Genomic DNA, 22115 nt, shown 5'->3' with positions numbered 1-22115 from the left:
CTTAATAATAACATATACAGTTATAATAATTAAAGTTAAAAAGGAATGATTAAAGTGTTACTAATGATAGATAATTATGATTCGTTTGTATATAATCTGGTCAGATATTTTGAAGAGATTGGAGAAATTGTGGATGTAGTTAGAAATGATAAAATTAATATTGAGAGCATCAGAAACAATAAATATTATGGTATAGTTATTTCACCAGGACCTAAAAATCCCAAGCAAGCAGGCTTGTGCCTAGATATTATTGATAAATTTAAAAATGAAACTCCTATATTGGGCATATGTCTTGGACATCAGTGTATAGGACATTATTTTGGCGGAGAAATAATTAAAGGCGACAGGCCTATGCATGGTAAAATAAGTGAAGTAACACATAATAATAGCGGAATATTCCATAATGTTAAAAATCCATTAAAGGTAACAAGATATCATTCTCTAATTATTGATAAGAAGAAACTCCCAAAAGAATTATTGGTTACGGCAGAAACGTCAGATGGGGTAATCATGGGAATTAGACATAATGAATTACCTATATATGGAGTTCAATTCCATCCAGAAGCAGAACTTACGGAAGAAGGGCATAAAATCTTAGAAAATTTTATTTTAGAGTGCAAGAGGTTTAGAAATGGTAGATTTTAAGATTAAAGAGTTAAATACATATTATAATCCTTTTTATACATATGATCTTTTTAAAGATAGTGAAGATTCTATATTTTTAGATAGTTCGAAAGAAGACAAATTGTTATCCAAGTATTCTTTTATTGGATTGAATCCATATAAAAAATTTATCTCTAAGGGGAGAAAAGTAACTATTGATAATGAAGAATATAATGATGTAGATCCATTTGAAAAATTGGATAAAATTATTGAGAATTATAAAATTAGTATTAATAGCAAACTTCCTTTTGTTAGTGGTGCTATTGGTTACTTTTCTTATGATATAGGAAGAGTGTTAGAGGATCTTCCAGATGAATCAAAGGAAGATTTTAGTATACCAGATAGCATTTTTATTTTCTTTGACAATCTAATAATATTTGATTTACAAAATAAAAAAACTTATATAACTTCAGTTGGACAACTTGAAGAAGCTAAAAATAGTATACTTAATATAGAAAAGTGTCTAGAGAATTATATTGAGGGGCTTCCAGTAAATTTAGAAAAAACAAATAATGAATTCTTTTCAAATTTCGATAAGGAAGAGTATAAAAAAGCTATAGCATCTCTTAAAGAATATATAAGAAGTGGAGATGTATATATAGCTAATATGACTAGAAGGATATGGTGTAATAATAATGAAAAGCCATATGAAATATATAGAAAATTGAGAAATACAAATAAAGCACCATTTTCAGCATATATGAATTTTAAGGATTTTCAAATAATAAGTTCTTCACCTGAAAGATTTTTATCAATTTTAGATGGTAAGGTTCAAACAAGGCCGATTAAAGGAACTAGACCTAGAGGAAAAGATTATGAGGAAGATGAGAGAAATAGAAATGAGTTAATGGCTTCGGAAAAAGATAAATCCGAGCTTTTAATGATTGTTGATTTAGAAAGAAATGATCTGAGTAAAGTTTGTAAACCTAAATCAGTAAAAGTTACAGAACTTTTTAAGTTAGAGGAGTATGAGACTGTATTTCATCTTGTGGCAACAATAGAAGGAAGATTAAGAGAAAATGTGTCTTCAGTAAAGTGCATAAGGGAGTGTTTTCCGGGTGGATCAATTACAGGAGCGCCTAAAATACGCGCAATGGAAATAATAGAGGAGCTTGAGAAGCTAAAAAGAAATATATATACAGGGTCTATAGGATACTTCGATTTAAGAGGAAATAGTGATTTTAATATAGTTATTAGAACTATTATAAGAAAAGGTAATAAAGCGTATTTAGGAGTTGGTGGAGGAATAACATGGGAATCTATTGAAGAAGAGGAGTGGTTAGAGACAATAGACAAAGCTAAAGCGTTGATGGAGGTATTATAGTGAGAAGGATAGTTCATAATTATGATAAAGTAATGCTTGACGATGGATTATTTTTTGGAAGAGGAATATTTGAAACAATTCTTTGTAAGGAAAAACCAATATATTTAGAAGAGCATTTACAGAGATTAAAAAAAGATATGATGGAATTAAATTTACAGCCATTAGTGGAAGAAAAATTTTTAAGAGATCATTTAAATAAGTTGGAGATAAAAGACAAAGTATTAAAAATAACTGTTACACCTTTAAACATTATAATAACCGAAAGAGAAATTGCATATAAAAATGACGATTATAAAAAAGGAATGTCGTTAACAATTTCAAAGGTAAGACGTAACAGTACTTCAAGATTGGCCTCTATCAAATCTACATGCTATATAGAAAACATAATTGAAAAAGAGAATGCTAAGAAATTAGGCTACGATGATGTGATATTTTTAAATGAAAAAGGTAATGTTACAGAAACGAGCTGTGCAAATATATTTATGATAAAAAATAATGAAATTTTTACTCCAAATAGTGAAGATGGATTATTAAAAGGTATAATAAGAGATAAGATTATGAAAAAATTTAAGGTGACTGAAAAAAGCATTACTATAGATGATTTAACACATTCAGAAGAGGTAATTATAACAAATAGTATAATGGGGGCAATGTCTATAAAACAGATTAATGAAATTAAATATAATAGTGAAAAGTTTAGACATATATTTAATGAAAATTTGAGAAATTAGAATAATACTTATAATTAAAACAAAGAACAAATTTCTGGTTTATGAAGATTTTGATATATATATTGAAATTCACAATCGCGACTAAAATCCTTACAATATTTTTAGAATTATTATGAAAAATTATTTTTGCAATATATACATTTATAAAAAACTTGAAAGAATACTTAGATATTTCTTTCAAGTTTTTATATTTGGCAAATTAATATAAGTGATTCTTAATTAATAATAAATCTGACAAGTTAAAATATATAATAGGGGTTTTTTAGCAACAACACATATTATTGTGTAGAATTTGGAAATAAAATTGTGAAATTTTTATTATTCAGTAAGTATTTGCTTAGATAAGTATGCTTAATTATGATAAGATATATTTAGGCATAATTAAAAAAACAATAAGTTCATCTGTCGAGTCCATTTTTTGCCTAATGAAAAATAATCATGGCATTTTGAATTTGTTATTTTATTTCATATGCCTTATCAGAACTATGAAAATATATAAGGAAGATATAGTATGAATTAGTATAGTTGTTATGGAGAGTTTTATGAGAAAAGATAATTACATATTGAATATAATTGATGAGATAAGAGGAGTTTTAAGTAAAAATAATTATAGAGAGAATAGATACAATAAGGATATAGCATGGTTTGAAGAACGAAAAAGTATTTATGATGATAATATAATACGAATTGCTATTATGGGGATAACTAGTAGTGGAAAATCTACTTTAGTAAATGCACTTCTTGGTGAAAAGATTTTACCAATGGCTATAAGGCCTAGTTCAAGTATTATAATTACGGCATCAAAAGGACTAAAGAGACAAGCCGTTATTTATTTTAAGGATAGTGGACCTAAAATATTAGAGACGGAAAATCTAAATGAAGATGCTATAGCAGAATATGCGGATGAGAGCAGGAATCCTGGAAATACGCTTAATGTTACTCAGATTGATATAAAAACACCTTATTTTATGTTAGATGAGAAAATACATATAATCGATAGTCCAGGATTAGATGCATGGAACTTAGAAAATCATGAAAAATTGACATTGGAGATATTACTTCCAACTATAGATATATGCATATTTGTGACTACGGTTAAGGCTAATAGTGATGCAACGAATGCTGAAAAAATTAAGATAGTAAGTGAGAAAGACAAGCAGATAATCCTAGTACAAAACATGATAGATTCAATTGAAGAAAAGATTGGCAGGAATGGAATAGTTGAAGAAGATAAAGTTACTATATTAAAAAAGTATAAAAAGAGAGCAGAGAGGCTCTTAATGGAAATTACAGATGATAAAGAAATATCGGAAGTTATTCAAATATCAGCACTTAATGGACTTTTGGGAATTGTAGATAAAGATAAGGAAAGATATGATAATTCTAATTTTGAAATCTTTATTAATGCTATAGAAAATTGTGCGGAAAATACTATTCCAAAGCTTAATGGACGGAGAGCTGAAAGTCTAATAGAAAAAATTAATAGCATAATTTCAACTGATCAAGAAATTATAAAGGGAAATAATTTAGGTGAAATAGAAGATTTAATAAAAGTAAGTAATAAAGAGCTTGATAATCTTGCAAATAAATTTGAGACTGCTCAGAATGAAATAGCTGAAAAGATTAAAGAAATTGAAAACATTACTTCAAATATAATAAAGGAAATATCATCTGTATCATCTGAAAATATTGAAGATTATTTAGACATAGTAGATAGAATTAACAATAAAAATTTATATATTGAAAGTGATATTTTAAGCACTGTTAAGAGGTGTGAAAAAGATAAAAGAAGAATATATGATAGTCTTAATTTAGATATAAGATCCTCTTATGTTTTGCCGAGTATCGAAAGTAAAAATATTGAGATTAAGCATAAATATGAAGAAAGAACTGTGTTATTTAAGAAAGAAGGGGTTCTAAATAAGGGGAAAAGATTATTGTCTAATATATTTGACAAGGACTGGGGATATAAAGAAGTAGGATATGACGAGAGAATAATTGATAAAGATGAGACTATTAAGAGGGCCCAAAAAATATGTAGTGAAAATAAGAATAAATATATAAGTATATTAAAAGAATGGAGTAATCAATATACAAAAGCAATAGATACTTTCTATGAGGAAGTATCAAGAAGAACAGAAGAATTTGAAGAAAAAAAAGAGCAAAATATAGAGCTTTATGATATAGGAGAAGTAACTAAGGATCTAATAGGTATTAAAGACAAGCTTTCTAATTTAAGAGTTGATGTGAAAAATGAGGTAGCAATAATAAGTGATAATTATGAAAAAAATATTTCATACAGTATTTCAAGGTTACATTATAACTTTTATATGCTGAGTAATAAAATTTTAGAAAAGAACTACCTATTAGTTGGAAAATATATAAATAAAAAGTGTGAAGAAAAGTCTAACAGTATGGGCCTAAAGCTTTTTTGGACATGGGATATAGATTCTTGCAGAGATTTCATTTCTAGAATGTATGGAATTGATCTAGATCTTGAAGAATGTGAATTAATAAAGAGAGAAGGTTTATATAGTTTTGAAGATATAGCTATTATCTATGAATCTGGAAAAGGTACGCTTAAATTTTATGAAAAACTTAAACAGATAAAAGATATGACTTATAGTATGTTTATTATTTTTAATGGAATACAAATTGGAAATTCTAAGAAGCAGATTTTAGAAAGCAGAAATTTAAACTATTTCTTTAAGGAAAATAGTAATTTATCAGTGAATTTAGTAATAGATTCATGCAGAGAATTTATAAATGCAAATAATATAGAGGAGCTTCTGATAGAAGTTAAAAACCTAAAAGATAAAGTTATTAGCAGGTTTAGTAGTATAAGGCCTGAATATATATTAATTAATTCCAAAAATCCAATATATAATATGGCATTAATAGAATCACAGGAAATTCATGAATTTTTGATAAGTGATTATAAAGTTATAAAAGAAAAACTGATTGAAAATCCTTTGTCAAGAGGAGTAGAAGAACAAGAAACTATTGAAAAGATTTTAAGCTATTTTTTGAATACCTCTAAAGAGGAAGGAGTATGAATGAATATATGGAAGAAAGATCAATTTTAATTCAAAGCGATGAAGTTACAAAAAATATAATGGGCGAAATACAGGATGATATGTTAAGTTTACTTACAAGAGCATCTAGAAATATGACAGAAGAGCTAACTGAAAAATTAAAGCCAGTTGAGAGAAAAATAAATGACTTGCGAGAAAATTTTCAAGAGTTTCATGAAGAAGAATTCGAAGAAAAACTTGAAGATTTAAATAAAAGCATATTAAAGATAAGAGAAATGACAGAAACGAAATTGGAAGCAGTAATACAAAAGAGTGTGGAAGAGCAAAGTAAGGTATTATTTGAATCTATAGAAGAAAGATTGGCAATATTAGGATTAAAAGTAGTAAAAGATGCGGCAAGTAATAAAGAAGCGATTTTAGATAAATTAGATAATATTAACTTAGATAAGATAGAAGAAAAAGTAGACTTGGTTGAAAAATCTATTGAAAATAAAGTTGAATCTTTAGACAAATCTATAGAATATAATCTAATTAATAATAAAAATTCAATTTTAGGAAAAATTAAGGATATTGACAGTAAAATTGAAGATAAAGATAGTATAATAGAATTAATAAGTAAATTAGAAGATGAGCTTAATAATAAGATTGATTATATACAAGAAGAGGTAGAGTGGGGAAATAAATCATTCTTTTCTAAGCTTTTTGGAAGAAGGAGATAATAGGAAATGACATATATAAATTTAATAGAAGATGAAAGGTTTTCTAACTTATTAGAAAAATATCTTAATAATGATAAGCAAGGTATAGATTATAACAGATACTTTGAACATTTTATTGAGAATTTGAATAAGAAAGAAATAATGGTTCCTGTTTTAGGGATTCAAGGTGCAGGAAAGAGTAGTTTTTTAAATGCCATACTAATGGAGGAAAATGTATTACCCACAGATGTTGATGAAACAACTTGCGTACCAGTTGAGGTTAGATATGGAGAAAATACTGATGAAGCTGTAGTATATTATCTAAACGGAAGAAAAGAGCATATACGCATAAAAGAATTGGAAAAATATGTACATAATGATTATAATGAAGCCAATAATCTTAAAGTATCGAAAATAGTATTATATAACAAGAGCGATGTTTTAAAAGATGATATAGTACTTGTAGATTTGCCTGGTGTTGGAAGTTTGACCCCACAAAATCAGAAGACTACTTTAGAATATGTAGACAAGCTAACAGCAGGAATATTTTTAATTAGGACAAATCCACCAATTACAAGATCGGAGAAAAGCTTTATAAATGCTTTGTGGCCTAAATTAGCTAATACTATTTTTGTTCAAAATAAATGGAATGATGAAAGTGTTGAAGATGCAAATGAGGCAAGAGAACATAACTCTGGCGTATTAAGTAGTATAAGTTATTCTCATAATGAAGAAAGAGATATAAAAGTTGATATAGTAAATGTTTATGAGGCTGTAAAAGGGAAATTCACTGGAGATGAAGCAGCTTATAATAATTCAGGAATAGTTAATGTAATAGAAGAAATTAAAAATATTTCAAAGGAATATAATAAAGATTTAATGAAGGTCTTAAGCCAAAGAGTTAATGAAGTTTTAGAAAACATTAATGATAGGATAAATACTTATAAAACTTTAGCATTAAATAAGGACAATCAAAATACTTTAGAAAAGGAAGAAAGAATCAAAGAGATAAAAACAATGTTATCGGAGAATAAAAGAAAATTAAGAGATTTTCGAACTTATGCAGAAGATGAAATGAATAATATTATAGATAATTCATCTAAAGTAATAAAAGAGAACATTGAAAATTTACGAGTAGAATTAAGAAGAATTATAAATAAAGGAATAGTTGATGGCAATAGACTTAGCTTAATATATAAAGAGACGTCCGATAAAGCGATAAATGATATAATGGATGAGATTTTGAACAGTATTGGTGAATTTATAAAAAATATAAATAGCAGATTTGAAAATATAAGAATAAAAGGTTTTAATGGAACCTATGAGAATATATCATTCTTTAATAAAAAGAGTTCAATAAAATATGAAAAGTCAATTCCAGCATTACTTGGGGTATCAACCGGAGTAATTGGGACAGTTGGAGCAGTAGGAATGCTTGGTGGTCCTGTAGGAATTTTGGTTGGGATGGGAATAAGTTTAGCCTTTTCTTTGATTGGAGATCATATGAGGAAAAAAATAGTTGAAAGTAGAGCTAATTATACTTTAAAAGATTTGGAGCCAATGATAGAAGATTTAGAAATATATTTAAAAGAAGAAATAACTGGAGATTTAATGGCAAAACAAAAGGAAATAGACGAATCTATAAAGGCAATGAAATCTAATTTAGAAAATGTCTTTAAACAAGATGTGGAAGACTTGGAAAAACAGTATGAAACTACTTATAACGAAGAAAGTATTTTAGAATTTGAAAAAGATTTAAAAATATTAAGGGAATTAATCGAGGAATATAAGGAGAAATAAATATTATGAATATTTTTAAAAACTGCGTTGATAGACAAAACAGGATTGATAAGGTAGTTAATATTCTTGATAATGATGAAATTACATCGAAGAATTTATTAATAAAGGATAGAATAATTAATCCAGCTCACTATATTGTCATGCTAGGGGAAACTAGCTCAGGAAAAAGTGCGTTAATAAACAGTATTTTTCAAAGGAAAATACTAGTGGAGAGTGTTAAACCAACAACTGGAATTGTCACAGAAGTTATAATAGACGAGAGTTCTGAAGAAACCTTATTTGCTATAAATAATGATTTAAGCATAGATGTTTTGGATGATGATAGTTTTTCGAATTTTACAGTAAAACCCGATGGTAATATAAATAGATTAAGATATATTGGACCATGTAAAGATTCGAGATATTCTGGAATGAGGATTTTCGATACTCCTGGATATGGATCACTTGTTGAAAGGCACGAAGAAGTTTTAAAGAATTTTATACCAGAAAGTGATTTTATAATATATGTTGTGTCGTATAAAACTGGAGTTGGAGAAGACGATTTTCAGTTTTTAAAGTATGTTAGCGAAATTATAAACAATAATGTGGAAGTTGTACTCGCAGTAAATATGTGCCCACAAAATATAGATATGGATAATAAAAGAATCAATGAAATTAGAAACAGCGTTTGTGAATGTATCCATAAAGATATAGAAACATTTCTTATTGAAAGTAGTATTGAAAAGAATCCTGACACAGATAAGCTCTGGAACTATATATACAAAAAAGTTAATGACCCAGATAAAGAAGGAGAGCTTTCAGAAACTCTAAAGAATTATCAGGATTACTTATTGCGTGAATGCGATATAAAAATCAGTTCTAGAATTGCGGAAATAGAATGTAAAAAAGAAGAGGTAGTAGAAAAAGCTAATGTAATTAAGGAATTCTTAGATAAAAAAGATGAGATACTAGATGTTATAGAAAACGGATTTGTAAAAATAAAATTAAAAGCAGTAAGGCTTATAGGAAAATCCGATATGAAAATCAAAGAGAATATTACGAACTATATATACGATGAAAGCAAATGGTCAATGAAGGAAGAAACCTTCACCTTAATGCAGCACTACTATGTTCCAAAGTTAACAAGCGAGGAAACTGAAAACTTAAATACCTATATTGAAGATGAAGTTATTAATTTAGATAGAGAAGTTGAGAACATTCTAAACGCAGAAATTATTAAGCTAAAGGAGAATGTTAAAAGAAGTACACCTTCATATAACAAGGTTGTAGAAGATATCATAGAAAAGCATAGAGGGGATTCTATTGAAAGAGCTACAGGAGAAATGTTTAGGACAGTATATAAAGGTAAATTCAATAATTCAGAAAAGGATTATGCTATTAGTAAAAATTTAAAGAAGCTTTCTAATACATTTGAAAAATCATCTGTTGGAGAAGTTAATAATAATTTAAATCATTTATTAAAAACAATAAGGGCTACATCTTTAAAGGGAATTACTGAATCTTTAAATGTTTTTACGGATTCAATATTCTTTTTATATGATTCGTTGACATGGCAGAAAAAGATAAATGAAATATCTGTAACCGCTATAGATAATTGGGCTAATAATATTGAAGGGTCTTTAAGAAAATACTTAGATGAACTGAAAGAAATAAGTAAAGAAGAAGTATTAGTTTTATTTGATGAATTAAGTGAGGAATTCACTAATACAAAGGATGAATTGAAAAATATAAGTTCCGAAGAATTAGTTAGATTAAAGAAGGAAATAGAATTTTTATTATATAAATGCCTGCTTATAAATATGACAAAGTAATGGCAGATTCAAGCAAATAAGAATATTTAATGTATTTAAAGTGGATAGAATATAGGGTTCTGAAATGAGAGTTGAACTTATATGGATATCAGCCGAAATTGAATACATATTTGTTCCATATGAATATAAAATTTCGCTGCTTGATATATTTCAAATTTTCAATAAGGAACCCTTTATAAACCTTGATCTATAGGAAGGTAGTCAATTAAAGTTATATTTTGAGGCGATATTCTCTGAAATTAGTATGCCAGAATGTTTATAGGATAAACATTGAAACTAGCAATATAAGATTTTATTAATAAATATAAATAGCGATGTATATGCATATTTACATATACATCGTTATTTGCGCTTACATAGAAGTAGCTTATTTATAACTTATTAACTAATTAGAAATAACTAAATATCAAGTTTATTTTTATAAGTAAAGTTGATTGAATCTATAGATAATTTCTTACATTAAATATTTTTCCGTTTTTAACATAAACCCTCGGGATTCTATATTTAAGCATGCAAAGTATTTCGTAATTTATTGTTCCCATTATTTCTGCGAAATTATCTGCATTAAATCTGAGTCCATTTTGTTCACCAAGGATTATAACTTCATCACCAACTTTTATATCACCATTAATATCTGTAATATCTATCATACATTGATCCATGCATATTCTTCCGACAATAGGAGCAAATTGTCCATTTATAATGACTTTAGCATTTTTAGCTAGTAATCTAGAATAACCATCTGCATATCCTATTGGTATAGTAGCTATTAAACTTTTTCGCTCAGTCTTAAAAGTTCTTCCATAACTTATAGACATACCTGCATCCATTTCTTGAACACGTGTTATAGTTGCTTTTAATGTCAATGCTGGCTTTAAAGAAAGATTTTCTTTTTTTACTTCAGGTGATGGATAATATCCGTAAAGTATGATTCCAGCACGGACAGCATCTAGGTAAGTTTCTGGCATGTCCATGATTGCACCGCTATTAGAGACGTGTTTTATAGGAATTTCTATATTAAGATTTGAAAGTTTCTTTAGCAAATCCGTAAATTTTTCAAATTGTTCATTAGTATATTCTTTATCCTTCTCATCAGAAGTAGAAAAATGAGTAAATATTCCGATTACTTCTAGTCCTTCTAAAGAACAGATTTTACAAATAGCATCTATTGCTTTTTCAGTTGGTAGAAATCCTATTCTTCCCATTCCAGTATCAATCGCTATGTGAATTTTAGCTTTTTTATTAAGGCTTAATGCTGTTTTTGATAATTCTTTCGCATAATCTAAGTCGTATACAGTTTGTTCAAGATCATATTTTATTAATTCTTCATTTAGATACGAAGGGGTATATCCGAGTATCATAATAGGGGCTTTTATATTATCATTTCTGAGTTCAATTCCTTCTGTTAGTACTGCTACGGCAAGTCTTGATGCACCATTTTCAAGTAAAGTTGGAACCACATCTAAAGCTCCATGACCATAACAATCCGCTTTAACGACTGCGATTATCTCTTTATCTTTCACTAACTTCTTTATATTTTTTATATTATAAGCTATTGCATCTAAATCTATTTCTGCATATACAGGCCTAAGTATCTTTTGCATTTGCCTACACCTCACAATTATTATTTATATTAAAAACTATGTTTAGTATCTTTAATCGCTATTGATTATAAACTAATTTAAGTATTCTTACAAAATATATTTTAGTTAATAGATAGAAATAAAAAAAGAACCACTAATGTTAGAATTTATATATACAGTGGTTTTTATACTATTTTCTACCTGTTTAATTGTAAGCGTCAAAGAATCGACGCGTAGCGATAGCGCAATTTAAGTGATAAAATATACCCAACAGAAAGGTTTAAATTCTCTGTTAGGTATATTTTTATATGTAAATAATTATTTGGTAGTCTTGACACGCAGTTGATCTGGAATGTTTTCCGACCATGGCATACATTTTTCTAGTATGTCCCTTTCTTTAATTTCCGAACTTGCTAACACTTCAAATAAATATACTAAATACTTTTCAGTTGCTAAGCCATTGGCTTTAGCCGTTTCAATAATACTATAAAGAAGTGCGCTTGACGATGCGCCTTTTGAAGTCTTGGAAAACATCCAATTTTTTCTGCCAATTACAAATGGCTTTATAGCTCTTTCGGCTGCATTATTATCAATTTCAAGACATCCGTTCGTTAAGAAAGTTCTCATATATGGCAATAACTTTTGCGCATATGCAAGAGCTTTACCTAAAGGACTTTTAGGAAGAGCATCAACAATTTCACTATCTACATATTCTTGAAATTTTTTAAGGATAGGGTCAGATTTCTTGAGCCTTATTATATGTCTATCAGCATAATAATCATCACTCCCCATGTATTGTTCCCTTAGCTCTTTTTCAATTTCATAAAGTTGCTCACAATAATTAAACCCTTCTAATGCATGTGATTGCTTTAAAGCTTCAGGGCTTAATGATGATATTATTTCAAAGAATTTTCTTCGAATATGAGCCATGCAATATAATCTTTTTATATTTTTAACCTTATTATAGCCATCATATCCATCTGTTTGAAGATAGCCTGAGAATCCTTCAAGAAATTCTTCCGCACAAGATCCAGATCTTGTTTTTTGATAATCATATAGAATTACTGGATTTTCAATGCCTCCGGAGCGATATAACCACATGAATCTTTTTGAGTTAGAATCTTTTCCGTTTTCTTCAATAACCTTCAGATATGTTTCATCGGCATGTATATAATTTCTTTTTAAGAGCTCCTCTTTCATATAGTTAAAAACAGGCTTAAGCTCAGTTGCACAACTTATTATCCAATTAGATAATGTCTGTCTTGAAAGATTAACATCCATCATCTTAAAATATGATTCCATTCTATATAACGGCATTGCATATTGATATTTCATGCTCACAACATGAGCTAATAATTCATTTGAAGCCATACTTTTATATAAGAATGTATTTGGTATTTTTGCTGAAATTATATTGACTTTATCTGCATCCGCTTCGCAATTTTTGCATGCATATGTATATGAAATATGTTCCTCTATGTAAAGTTCTGCTGGCTTATACTTTAAAATCTCTTTTGATTTTTTGCCTATTACAACTAAATTATTTCCGCATTTATCGCAAACTGCTTCGGAATCATTAATTTTATGCTCAATTATGACTCTATCTAGGTCGGATAAGTTATCTTTTTTCCCTGAATGAGAAGATGATTTCTTTCTTTTATATGTAATTTCTTCAATGGTAGGTTCCTCTATTTTTAGATCACTGTTTTTTTCAGCATCATTAAAAAGAGATATCTGTCTTGAATCAACTTGCTCACTAGATTGTCCAAAAATTTTTCTGTTTTTATTAAGAAGTTGTCCTTTAAGAAAAGCTAATTCCTTTTTTAAATTATCAATTTCTTTATCTTTTGATTGAATTTGTTCTTCCATTTTAGAAATCAATAATTTTGTTTTTTCATCGAGCTGATTCTCTAAATCTAAAATATCCATTTTTATACCTCACAACAAATATAGGCATATATTACCACAAAGCCCTTAATTCCGAAACTTGTAAAAGTTCAAAATTAAGGGCTTATAGCAATATTTGCTTTAAAAGCTGTTTCTTACTTCAATTGGCTTAAATTTAGACTTAGTTCTAACTTCATATCCCATAAGCAGCCATTTCAATTCTTCTTTGTTAATCTTAAGAGCTTCGTCTGGAGTCATCGGCCATTTCAATTTACTATTTTCAAGTCGAAAATAATATAGCCAGAATCCTTCATCAAAGTGGAGGATTTTAATTCTATTCATTTGCCTATTACAAAAAACAAACAAGGCTTTTTCAAACGGATCCAGCTTTAGCTGCGTTTGCACGATAACTACTAGTCCATCAATGCTTTTTCGCAAATCTGTTATACCACATGCAAGATAAACTGTATTAACTTTATTAAGATTGAACATTTGTAATCAGATCCTTAAGTAAATTACTTAAAATAGCTATTTCATTAGCCGGTACATGTACTTTAGCTACTCCTATTTCTATTATTATATTAGATCTATCAGCTTGAACTACAGTAATCTCAGTTCTTACTCTTTTTTCTTTCATAGAAATTGCATGAAACTGTAAATTATTATTTTCATTATTAAGCTTCTTTTTATAGTAATAGAATTGACTTTTAGTAATGTGATTTGAATTGCAGAAATTTCCTAACGTTCCTTCGTAAGAAGAAAAGCCAGCAACTATTTCTCTCCAATTTATATTTTCATTATTATTCATATAGATAAACCTCCATTGTTAAAATCTATGCTAATTTTAACAATGGAGGATTGCATTTTCTATCCGTTAATTTTTTTACGCTTACGTTTAATTAGGAGTTTTTAATATTTTATATGTTCTTTTTGCAAAAAAATATATGGATAAATAATTGTGAAGTAACATACATTATTTTACATAGTGAGTTATTTATGTAATCAATGTTAAAACAAAGGAGAAAATGATTACATGTAGAATAATAGATACTAATAAGAGAAATCTTGACTCATAGTGGTCTTGATATAAAAGGTACCTAATTATATATAATAGGAGGGTGGATGATCATGGTAAATCAAAAGGAAATAAAAAAACTAGATGATATTTTAATTTCTAACAATTATGACAAGACACAAATTATTACTATTATGCAGGAAATTCAGAAGGAATACCGGTACCTGCCAGAAGAGGCGTTATGCTATATAGCAAAAGAACTTAAGATTAGTGAAGCTAAAGTATATGGAGTAGCAACATTTTATGAAAATTTCTCTTTAGAACCGAAAGGAAAATACGTGATTAGAATTTGTGATGGAACTGCCTGTCACGTAAGGAAATCAGATCCTATTCTTAGTGAGTTTAAGAGTGAATTAGGACTTTCAGAGAAAAAACTTACAACCGATGATATGCATTTTACAGTAGAAACAGTATCGTGTCTAGGAGCATGTGGACTAGCTCCAGTCTGCACTGTAAACGATGTAGTATATCCGTCAATGACACCAGAGAAAGCAAGAAAGCTAGTGAAGCAGTTAAAGGAGGAGTTGTCAAATGAGAATTAATACAAGAGAAGAGCTGAATGATATAAGTTCAAAATATAAGGCTGCTTTAGTTAGACAACGTAAGCAAATATTAGTATGTGCAGGTACTGGATGTGTAGCAGGTGGATCACTAAACATTTATAGAAGATTTAAGGAGATAATAAAAGAAAAGGGATTAGAGGTTACATTAGAATTAAAGGAAGAACCACATGACAACACTATAGGTTTGAAAAAGAGTGGATGTCATGGATTTTGTGAAATGGGACCTTTAATACGAATTGAACCAGAGGGATGGCTATATATAAAGGTAAGTATAGATGATTGCGAAGAAATTATTGAAAAAAGTATTATTGGGAATGAAGTAGTTACTGGTTTAAGTTATAAGGATGGAGATAAGCTTTATAGTAAGCAAGAAGATATTCCGTTTTATAAAAAGCAAACTCGTGTAGCCTTAAATAATTGTGGTCATATTAATGCGGAGTCTATTGAAGAATATTTAGCAGAAGGCGGCTATAGTGCTACTACGAAGGCTCTTTTTGACATGACTTCTGAAGAAATTATTAATGAAATGTCTGAGGCGCATTTAAGAGGGCGCGGAGGCGGAGGATTTCCCACAGGAAAGAAATGGGATCAGGTATTAAAGCAGACAGAATCAGAAAAATACATTGTATGTAATGGTGATGAAGGTGATCCTGGAGCATTTATGGATAGAAGCATGATGGAAGGAAATCCACACGGTGTTATTGAGGGGATGATTATTGCAGGAATTGCAACAAAAGCACACAATGGATATATATATGTTCGTGCAGAATATCCTCTTGCAGTAAAAAGATTGCGCATAGCTATTGAACAAGCTATGGAAAAAGGACTTTTGGGTGATAATATATTAAATTCAGGTTTTGATTTTCATATTCAGATTAATCAGGGAGCAGGAGCATTTGTATGTGGGGAAGGTAGTGCACTGACAGCTTCGATTGAGGGAAATCGAGGTATGCCTAGAGTTAAGCCTCCAAGAACTGTAGAACAAGGCTTGTTTGGTAAACCAACAGTACTGAATAATGTAGAAACATTTTGTAATGTATCCCCAATAATTAACAAAGGGGTACATTGGTATAAAACTATGGGAACTGAAAATAATTATGGAACTAAAGCATTTGCTCTTACGGGAAATGTTAATAATACAGGATTAATAGAAGTTCCTATGGGGACAACATTGAGAAAGATCATATTTGATATTGGAGGAGGAGTAAAAGGTGGAGAATTTAAGGCAGTCCAAATTGGTGGACCGTCTGGAGGTTGTCTATGCCTTCGTGAAAATCATCTTGATTTAACTTTGGATTTTGATTCGTTAAAGAAAGTAGGTGCAATGATTGGGAGTGGAGGCCTAGTCGTTATGAATGATAAAAATTGTATGGTTGAAATGGCACGTTTCTTTATGAATTTTACTCAAAATGAATCCTGCGGTAAATGTATACCATGTAGAGAAGGTACTAGAAGAATGTTAGAAATACTTAATGATATAGTAGAGGGTAAAGGGACCTTGGATGATATTGATACATTAGAAGAATTAGCAGAGACTATTTCTGATACGGCGCTTTGTGGGCTTGGAAAGAGCGCAGCATTTCCAGTTAGAAGCACATTAAGGTATTTTAGAGATGAATATATAGAACATGTTGTAGATAAGAAGTGTTCAGGGGGTGTATGCAAGTCACTAATTTCATATGAGATTGATAAGGAGAAATGCAGAGGCTGTTCAAAGTGTGCTAAGGGATGTCCTGTAGAAGCTATTACAGGAGAAATAAAGAAACCATATGTCATTGATAAGTCAAAATGCATTAAATGTGGTAATTGCATTGAAGGCTGCGTATTTAAGGCGATTAGAGTAATTTAAATATTTCTTCTATAATATTATCTCTTCTCATTATATATCATATGAAATTTATAAATTACAGAAAGGATGGTAAGAAACTATGTCAAAATATATGGTGATTGATGGCAATAGGATAGAATTTGATAAAGAAAAGAATATCTTAGATTTAGTTAGAAAAGCAGGAATTGATTTACCTACTCTTTGTTACTATACAGATTTATCAGTTTATGGGGCATGCAGAATGTGTGTGGTCGAGGATGAAAGAGGTAGCATTTTAACATCTTGTTCTACGCCACCAAAAGATATGATGTCAATTAGAACTAATACACCAAAGCTTCAAAAGTATCGTAAGGTAATTTTAGAATTGCTACTTGCAACACATTGTAGAGACTGCACTATATGTGAAAAGAATGGAAAATGTAAGCTCCAAAAATTAGCATCACGTTTTGGTTTAACAAATATTAGATTTAAAAGCATTGAGGGAAAAAAAGATTTAGATACATCATCTAAATCAATCATTAGAGATCCTAATAAATGCATTTTATGTGGAGATTGTGTTAGGATGTGTAATGAAATACAGAGTGTAGGAGCAATTGATTTTGCTAATAGAGGTTCTAATATGGTAGTAAGCCCGGCATTTGGAAAAAGTCTTGCAGAGACAGATTGTGTGAATTGTGGACAATGTGCAACTGTATGTCCTACAGGAGCAATAGTTGTCAAAAGTGATATTAAAAATGTTTGGAAAGCAATATATAACCATAAGCAGAGAGTTATAGCACAAGTTGCTCCTGCAGTGCGAGTTGCTTTAGGTGAAGAATTCGGTATAAAACCTGGTGAAAATGTTATGGGGAAAATTGTTGCGGCTATGAGAAAATTGGGTTTTGAAAATATTTATGATACTTCTTTAAGTGCTGATTTAACGGTAATTGAAGAATCAAAAGAATTCTTAAAGAAGTTAGAGTCTGATGATAATAAATTTCCATTATTTACTTCTTGTTGTCCAGCATGGGTAAGATATGTAGAAAATAAATACACTGAATTATTGCCGTATGTATCTAGTTGTAAATCACCAATGGAGATGTTTGGCTCTGTTGTTAAGGCGTATTTCAAAGAAAAAGATTCTTTAGAGAATAGAGAAACAATATCTGTAGCAGTTATGCCATGCACAGCTAAAAAAGCAGAGGCGGCTAGAGAAGAATTTATAAGGGATAATATTCCGGATGTTGATTATGTAATTACTACAGCGGAACTATGTGCAATGATAAAAGAAATTGGAATACAGTTTGATGAAATTGAGGCAGAAGCATCAGATATACCACTATCTCTTTACTCAGGCGCAGGAGTAATATTTGGTGTTACGGGAGGAGTAACGGAAGCTGTTATCCGTGAAGTTGTTAAAGATAAATCTTCAAGAGTATTAAAGGACATAGAATTTATAGGTGTTCGAGGTATGAAAGGAGTAAAAACATGTGAACTTCAAGTTAAAGATGAATCCATTAGAATCGGTATTGTTAGTGGACTTAGAAATGCAGAAGATTTAATTGAAAAAATTAAGAGTGGGGAAGAACATTTTGACTTTATAGAAGTTATGGCATGTCCTGGAGGATGTATAGCTGGTGCGGGGCAACCTTTTGGATTAATGGAAGAGAAAAATGAAAGGGCAAAGGGACTATATAAGATAGATAAGGTTACGCAAATTAAAAGAAGCGAAGAAAATCTGGTGGTTAAATCTTTATATGAAGGATTGCTAAAGAATAGGACGAAAGAATTACTACATGTTCATTATGATAAAAGTGAACATTAAAATATGAATTCGCAGAAGGATTAATAGAAATATCAACGTATACTTGTGAAATATAATTAGGGTATATTGAGATTAGTTAGGTATTTTGGCAATCATAAAATTAAAAGCTATACATTTTTTTCAAGGATGGAACTGATTCTAACATAGCTGATTTTACTTCTGTACTGGAATCAAAAACTGCTTTTCCAGTTAAACGAATCCATTCACATTCAGGAGAAGTCGTGGATATTTCAACCTTAGGATTTGCAACTAACTGTTCAAAAACAGATTTAGTGTTATTTGTTGCAAAATATAATTTGTCATTATATTTCATTACTGCACCAAAAGGTCGTACTCTTGGTTGATCACCATCCATAGTTGCAATATAGAAGGTAGGGTTGTTAAGTAAAAATTCTAATACTTCATTCATCTTAATTGCTCCTTAAATTTTAATATGTTATAATCTCTTTGAACATAATATAGGTTATTACCGTGATTTTTTCAAGTAGGATTATTTTAAATACATAGTATCATAAATATACTAAAGGGAGTACATGATGGAGGAATAATATAATTTATTTGGCAAATGTCCGTTTGTAACAGCACAAAAAATTATTGCAGGTAAATGGGCAATAGTAATTTTACATAATTTAAGTACAAAAACACTTCGTTTTGGAGAATTGCAAAGATTATTGCCTGAACTAAAGCAAGCTACATTAACAAAACAGCTTCGTAGTTTAGAGGAGTATGGGTTGGTAAATCGTAAGATTTTTCCCCAGGTACCGCCCAAAGTTGAGTATTCATTAACTGAGATAGGAAAAGAATTTAAATTGGTGTTGGATAGCATATCTATTTGGGGAGAAAAATATATCGATCATATAAAATCGGCTGAAGTTTCAGAAAGTTAAATATAATTATATATTAGGAATGTTATGATTTAATATTTTAAATTATAACATTCCTAATTTTTTTGAGTTTAGCTATATACCCTGAAATATGCGTCTTAAATATTTAGATCATATTAAAGGTTGTAATTTTATTAACATTAATGTCAACCTAAAACACAATAACTATAAACCTAATTAAACAAGTAAAAAAATTAATATTCATATTAATTTGACTTTTTGTATATTATTAGTAAGTTTAAGTTTAGAGAAAACTTTTTTCTAGGCTAACATATGTATAATAATTTAGACATAACTGTTGGCAAGATAAAAATACCCCAAATATAGTAAAATTGGATGGTGAGAAATATGGAAAAGAATTTTCATACTGCAAGAGGATATGAAAATATAAATTTGACAAGAAAATTGCTTACTCCTTCAATGGAAGATTATTTAGAAATGATCTATAGATGCAGCATGGAAGAAAAAGTAGTTAGGCTAAACAAAATAGCACAAATGCTGAATGTTCGCGATTCATCAGCATCTAGAATGATGAAAAAGTTTGGAGAATTATCTCTTATAAAATATGAAAGGTACGGAGTAATAATTCTTACTGAGGAAGGAATAAATATAGGTAAGTATTTGCTTGAAAGGCATAATATAGTAAAGAAGTTTTTGGAATATTTAGAGTGTAAACGGGATATTTTAGAAGAAACAGAATTGATTGAGCATATTATTAGCAGCGAAACTATTAATAATATAGATATGCTAAATATGTTCTTTGCTGAGAACATAGACGTGTTAGAAAGGTATAGAAATTTTAAAAAGAGAAATAAAGAATAGTAAATATAATTTTTTGAGGTCTTATAAAGTATGAGATAATTTGTAAATAAATTTATGTATATTGAGTATTAGGCATTACCTAGTAAGATAATATAGGATGTTTTGTAAAAGAATGAACTTGTTTAAAAATAAATGGGTAAATAAAGCATACATTATTTATTCTATACATTTGTATAATGATAACGGGGTGAGACGTTATTATGGAAATGCAGAAAAATAAACACAAAAAACTTTTAATAGGCATTATAGTTTCATGTTTTACTTTACTTGCCATATATTTGGGGCTGGCAATCTATTTTATGAACCACTTTTATTTCGGTTCTACGGTTAATTGTATTAATGTTTCGGGTAAGACTGTACACGAAGTAGATGAAGAAATGCCAAACGAAATAACAAATTATACTTTGAAATTAAAGGAAAGAGGAAATAATGAAGAACAAGTTAAAGGAAATGAGATAAATCTTAAGTATAATCCAGATGGAAAAGTTCAGGAACTAAAAGATAAGCAAAATCCATTTAATTGGCTTATGTCATTATTGGGAACCAATGATTCTACGATAACAAATGTAGTTACTTATGATGATGAGTTACTAAAAAAAAGCATTGATAATCTTTCATGTTTTAATAGTAATAACGTAAATGAACCACAAAACCCTAGTTTTGAATATACAGATGATGGATATAAAATTACTGATGAGGTATATGGTAATAAAATTGATAAGATGGCGCTACATGATAGTATTGTGAATGCAATTCTTAATGGGAAAACAACATTAGATTTGGATTCGAAGGATTGTTATGAAAAGCCTCAATATACTTCAAAATCTCAGGAGGTTATTAATACTAAAGATACCCTTAATAAATATGTATCCTCTAAAATAACATATAATTTTGGTGATAAGACCGAAGTAATAGATGGATCTATAATAAACAAATGGATTAACGTAAATAATAGTTTAGAAATTACACTTGATGAACCAAAAATCAAAGAATATCTAAACAGCATATTGAATAATTACAATACAGTTGGTAAGACAAGAAATTTTGTTACATCGCTAGGTGCCACTGTGCAAGTTAGCGGAGGAGATTACGGTTGGTTAATTAATAATAATGATGAGGAAAAAGAATTAATTTCAAGTATAAAAGAGGGACAATCTGTAAGAAAAGAGCCTAAATATACACAATCAGCAATGTCTCCTGGGAGTAATGACATTGGTAATACTTATGTAGAAGTAAATATGAGCAAGCAGCACGTATGGTTTTATAAGAATGGTTCTTTAATAGTAGAGGGAGATGTGGTTACAGGAAATGTAGGCAATAATACGTCAACACCTACTGGGGTATATTCATTAAAATACAAGCAAAGAGATGCTACTTTAAAAGGTCAGGGATATAGCAGCCCAGTTAATTTTTGGATGCCCTTTAATGGAGGAATAGGCATTCATGATGCAAGTTGGAGATCAGTATTTGGAGGAAGAATTTATTTGACAAATGGTTCTCATGGATGCGTAAATTCTCCATATTATCTAGCTAATACTATATTTAATAATATTAATGAGGGAACGCCTGTGGTTTGTTATTATTAAATTTCTATAAAATCATCAATT

18 protein-coding genes are annotated in these 22115 nt (G+C 29.3%); 13 read left to right on the top strand and 5 right to left on the bottom strand.

All coding sequences use genetic code 11. From position 1 onward, the window contains the following. Positions 1–54 precede the first annotated feature (54 nt). The 7 genes from KEC93_RS20640 to KEC93_RS20610 all read left to right on the top strand — a co-directional run bounded on the left by KEC93_RS20640 (position 55) and on the right by KEC93_RS20610 (position 10062). On the top strand, positions 55–645 hold the full coding sequence (locus KEC93_RS20640; RefSeq protein ID WP_012060277.1) for an anthranilate synthase component II: 591 nt from the start codon (positions 55–57) through the stop codon (positions 643–645). Further along, positions 632–1987: an aminodeoxychorismate synthase component I gene (gene pabB, locus KEC93_RS20635; RefSeq protein ID WP_039771574.1), complete on the top strand. Its 1356-nt coding sequence runs from the start codon at positions 632–634 to the stop codon at positions 1985–1987. Before KEC93_RS20640 ends, pabB begins: the two co-directional genes overlap by 14 nt. Next, positions 1987–2718: an aminotransferase class IV gene (locus KEC93_RS20630; protein ID WP_012060275.1), complete on the top strand. Its 732-nt coding sequence runs from the start codon at positions 1987–1989 to the stop codon at positions 2716–2718. The genes pabB and KEC93_RS20630 overlap by 1 nt, the downstream gene beginning before the upstream one ends. A 542-nt stretch (positions 2719–3260) precedes the next feature. Next, positions 3261–5774 (top strand): dynamin family protein, encoded by a 2514-nt coding sequence (locus tag KEC93_RS20625; protein WP_012060274.1) that lies wholly within the window; start codon positions 3261–3263, stop codon positions 5772–5774. Then, positions 5771–6472: a PDDEXK family nuclease gene (locus tag KEC93_RS20620; protein ID WP_236892061.1), complete on the top strand. Its 702-nt coding sequence runs from the start codon at positions 5771–5773 to the stop codon at positions 6470–6472. Before KEC93_RS20625 ends, KEC93_RS20620 begins: the two co-directional genes overlap by 4 nt. A gap of 6 nt (positions 6473–6478) precedes the next feature. Continuing rightward, on the top strand, positions 6479–8251 hold the full coding sequence (locus KEC93_RS20615; protein WP_012060272.1) for a dynamin family protein: 1773 nt from the start codon (positions 6479–6481) through the stop codon (positions 8249–8251). 5 nt (positions 8252–8256) lie between these two features. Further along, positions 8257–10062, top strand: a complete 1806-nt coding sequence (locus tag KEC93_RS20610) for a dynamin family protein (RefSeq protein ID WP_012060271.1) — start codon at positions 8257–8259, stop codon at positions 10060–10062. A 440-nt stretch (positions 10063–10502) separates the two neighbouring features. On the opposite strand, the gene alr is transcribed toward KEC93_RS20610, so the two are convergent. From alr to tnpA, 4 genes are all read right to left on the bottom strand, one after another. After that, a complete protein-coding gene (gene alr, locus KEC93_RS20605; RefSeq protein WP_077869948.1) occupies positions 10503–11666 on the bottom strand; it encodes an alanine racemase in 1164 nt (387 codons plus the stop codon). A gap of 297 nt (positions 11667–11963) precedes the next feature. Beyond that, on the bottom strand, positions 11964–13574 hold the full coding sequence (gene tnpC, locus KEC93_RS20600; protein WP_111944661.1) for an IS66 family transposase: 1611 nt from the start codon (positions 13572–13574) through the stop codon (positions 11964–11966). A 99-nt stretch (positions 13575–13673) separates the two neighbouring features. Continuing rightward, positions 13674–14024 carry an IS66 family insertion sequence element accessory protein TnpB gene (gene tnpB, locus KEC93_RS20595; RefSeq protein WP_008419068.1) on the bottom strand — a complete coding sequence of 117 codons (351 nt, stop codon included), beginning with the start codon at positions 14022–14024 and terminating at the stop codon, positions 13674–13676. Next, the gene (tnpA, locus tag KEC93_RS20590; protein ID WP_077870059.1) at positions 14011–14340 is read right to left on the bottom strand and encodes an IS66 family insertion sequence element accessory protein TnpA; all 330 of its coding nucleotides are present in this window, start codon (positions 14338–14340) and stop codon (positions 14011–14013) included. The genes tnpB and tnpA overlap by 14 nt, the downstream gene beginning before the upstream one ends. 320 nt (positions 14341–14660) lie before the next feature. Between tnpA and KEC93_RS20585 the strand changes: the two genes are divergently transcribed. The 3 genes from KEC93_RS20585 to KEC93_RS20575 all read left to right on the top strand — a co-directional run bounded on the left by KEC93_RS20585 (position 14661) and on the right by KEC93_RS20575 (position 18802). Further along, on the top strand, positions 14661–15149 hold the full coding sequence (locus KEC93_RS20585) for an NADH-quinone oxidoreductase subunit NuoE family protein (protein ID WP_023973104.1): 489 nt from the start codon (positions 14661–14663) through the stop codon (positions 15147–15149). After that, positions 15139–17019 (top strand): NADH-quinone oxidoreductase subunit NuoF, encoded by a 1881-nt coding sequence (gene nuoF, locus KEC93_RS20580; protein ID WP_012060268.1) that lies wholly within the window; start codon positions 15139–15141, stop codon positions 17017–17019. The genes KEC93_RS20585 and nuoF overlap by 11 nt, the downstream gene beginning before the upstream one ends. Before the next feature lie 79 nt (positions 17020–17098). Further along, entirely contained in the window at positions 17099–18802 is a 1704-nt protein-coding gene (locus KEC93_RS20575; protein WP_012060267.1) for a [FeFe] hydrogenase, group A, read from the top strand. A gap of 100 nt (positions 18803–18902) precedes the next feature. Here the strand turns inward: KEC93_RS20575 and KEC93_RS20570 are convergent, their stop codons facing one another. Further along, the gene (locus KEC93_RS20570; RefSeq protein ID WP_077868915.1) at positions 18903–19211 is read right to left on the bottom strand and encodes a pyridoxamine 5'-phosphate oxidase family protein; all 309 of its coding nucleotides are present in this window, start codon (positions 19209–19211) and stop codon (positions 18903–18905) included. A 181-nt stretch (positions 19212–19392) separates the two neighbouring features. On the opposite strand from KEC93_RS20570, the gene KEC93_RS20565 reads away from it, so the two are divergent. The 3 genes from KEC93_RS20565 (at position 19393) to KEC93_RS20555 (ending at position 22094) form a co-directional block, all read left to right on the top strand. Further along, on the top strand, positions 19393–19689 hold the full coding sequence (locus KEC93_RS20565; RefSeq protein ID WP_238892700.1) for a winged helix-turn-helix transcriptional regulator: 297 nt from the start codon (positions 19393–19395) through the stop codon (positions 19687–19689). A gap of 345 nt (positions 19690–20034) precedes the next feature. Beyond that, complete coding sequence (locus KEC93_RS20560) at positions 20035–20508, top strand: metal-dependent transcriptional regulator (protein WP_039771583.1); 474 nt, start codon at positions 20035–20037, stop codon at positions 20506–20508. Between the two features lie 200 nt (positions 20509–20708). Further along, positions 20709–22094, top strand: a complete 1386-nt coding sequence (locus tag KEC93_RS20555) for a L,D-transpeptidase family protein (RefSeq protein WP_077868916.1) — start codon at positions 20709–20711, stop codon at positions 22092–22094. The last annotated feature ends 21 nt before the right edge of the window (positions 22095–22115 follow it).

Origin of the sequence: Clostridium beijerinckii, assembly GCF_018223745.1 — a bacterium.
Taxonomy (GTDB): Bacteria; Bacillota; Clostridia; order Clostridiales; family Clostridiaceae; genus Clostridium; species Clostridium beijerinckii.
Note: the sequence above shows the minus strand (reverse complement) of the source record. Positions and strands in the feature narration are given on the sequence as shown.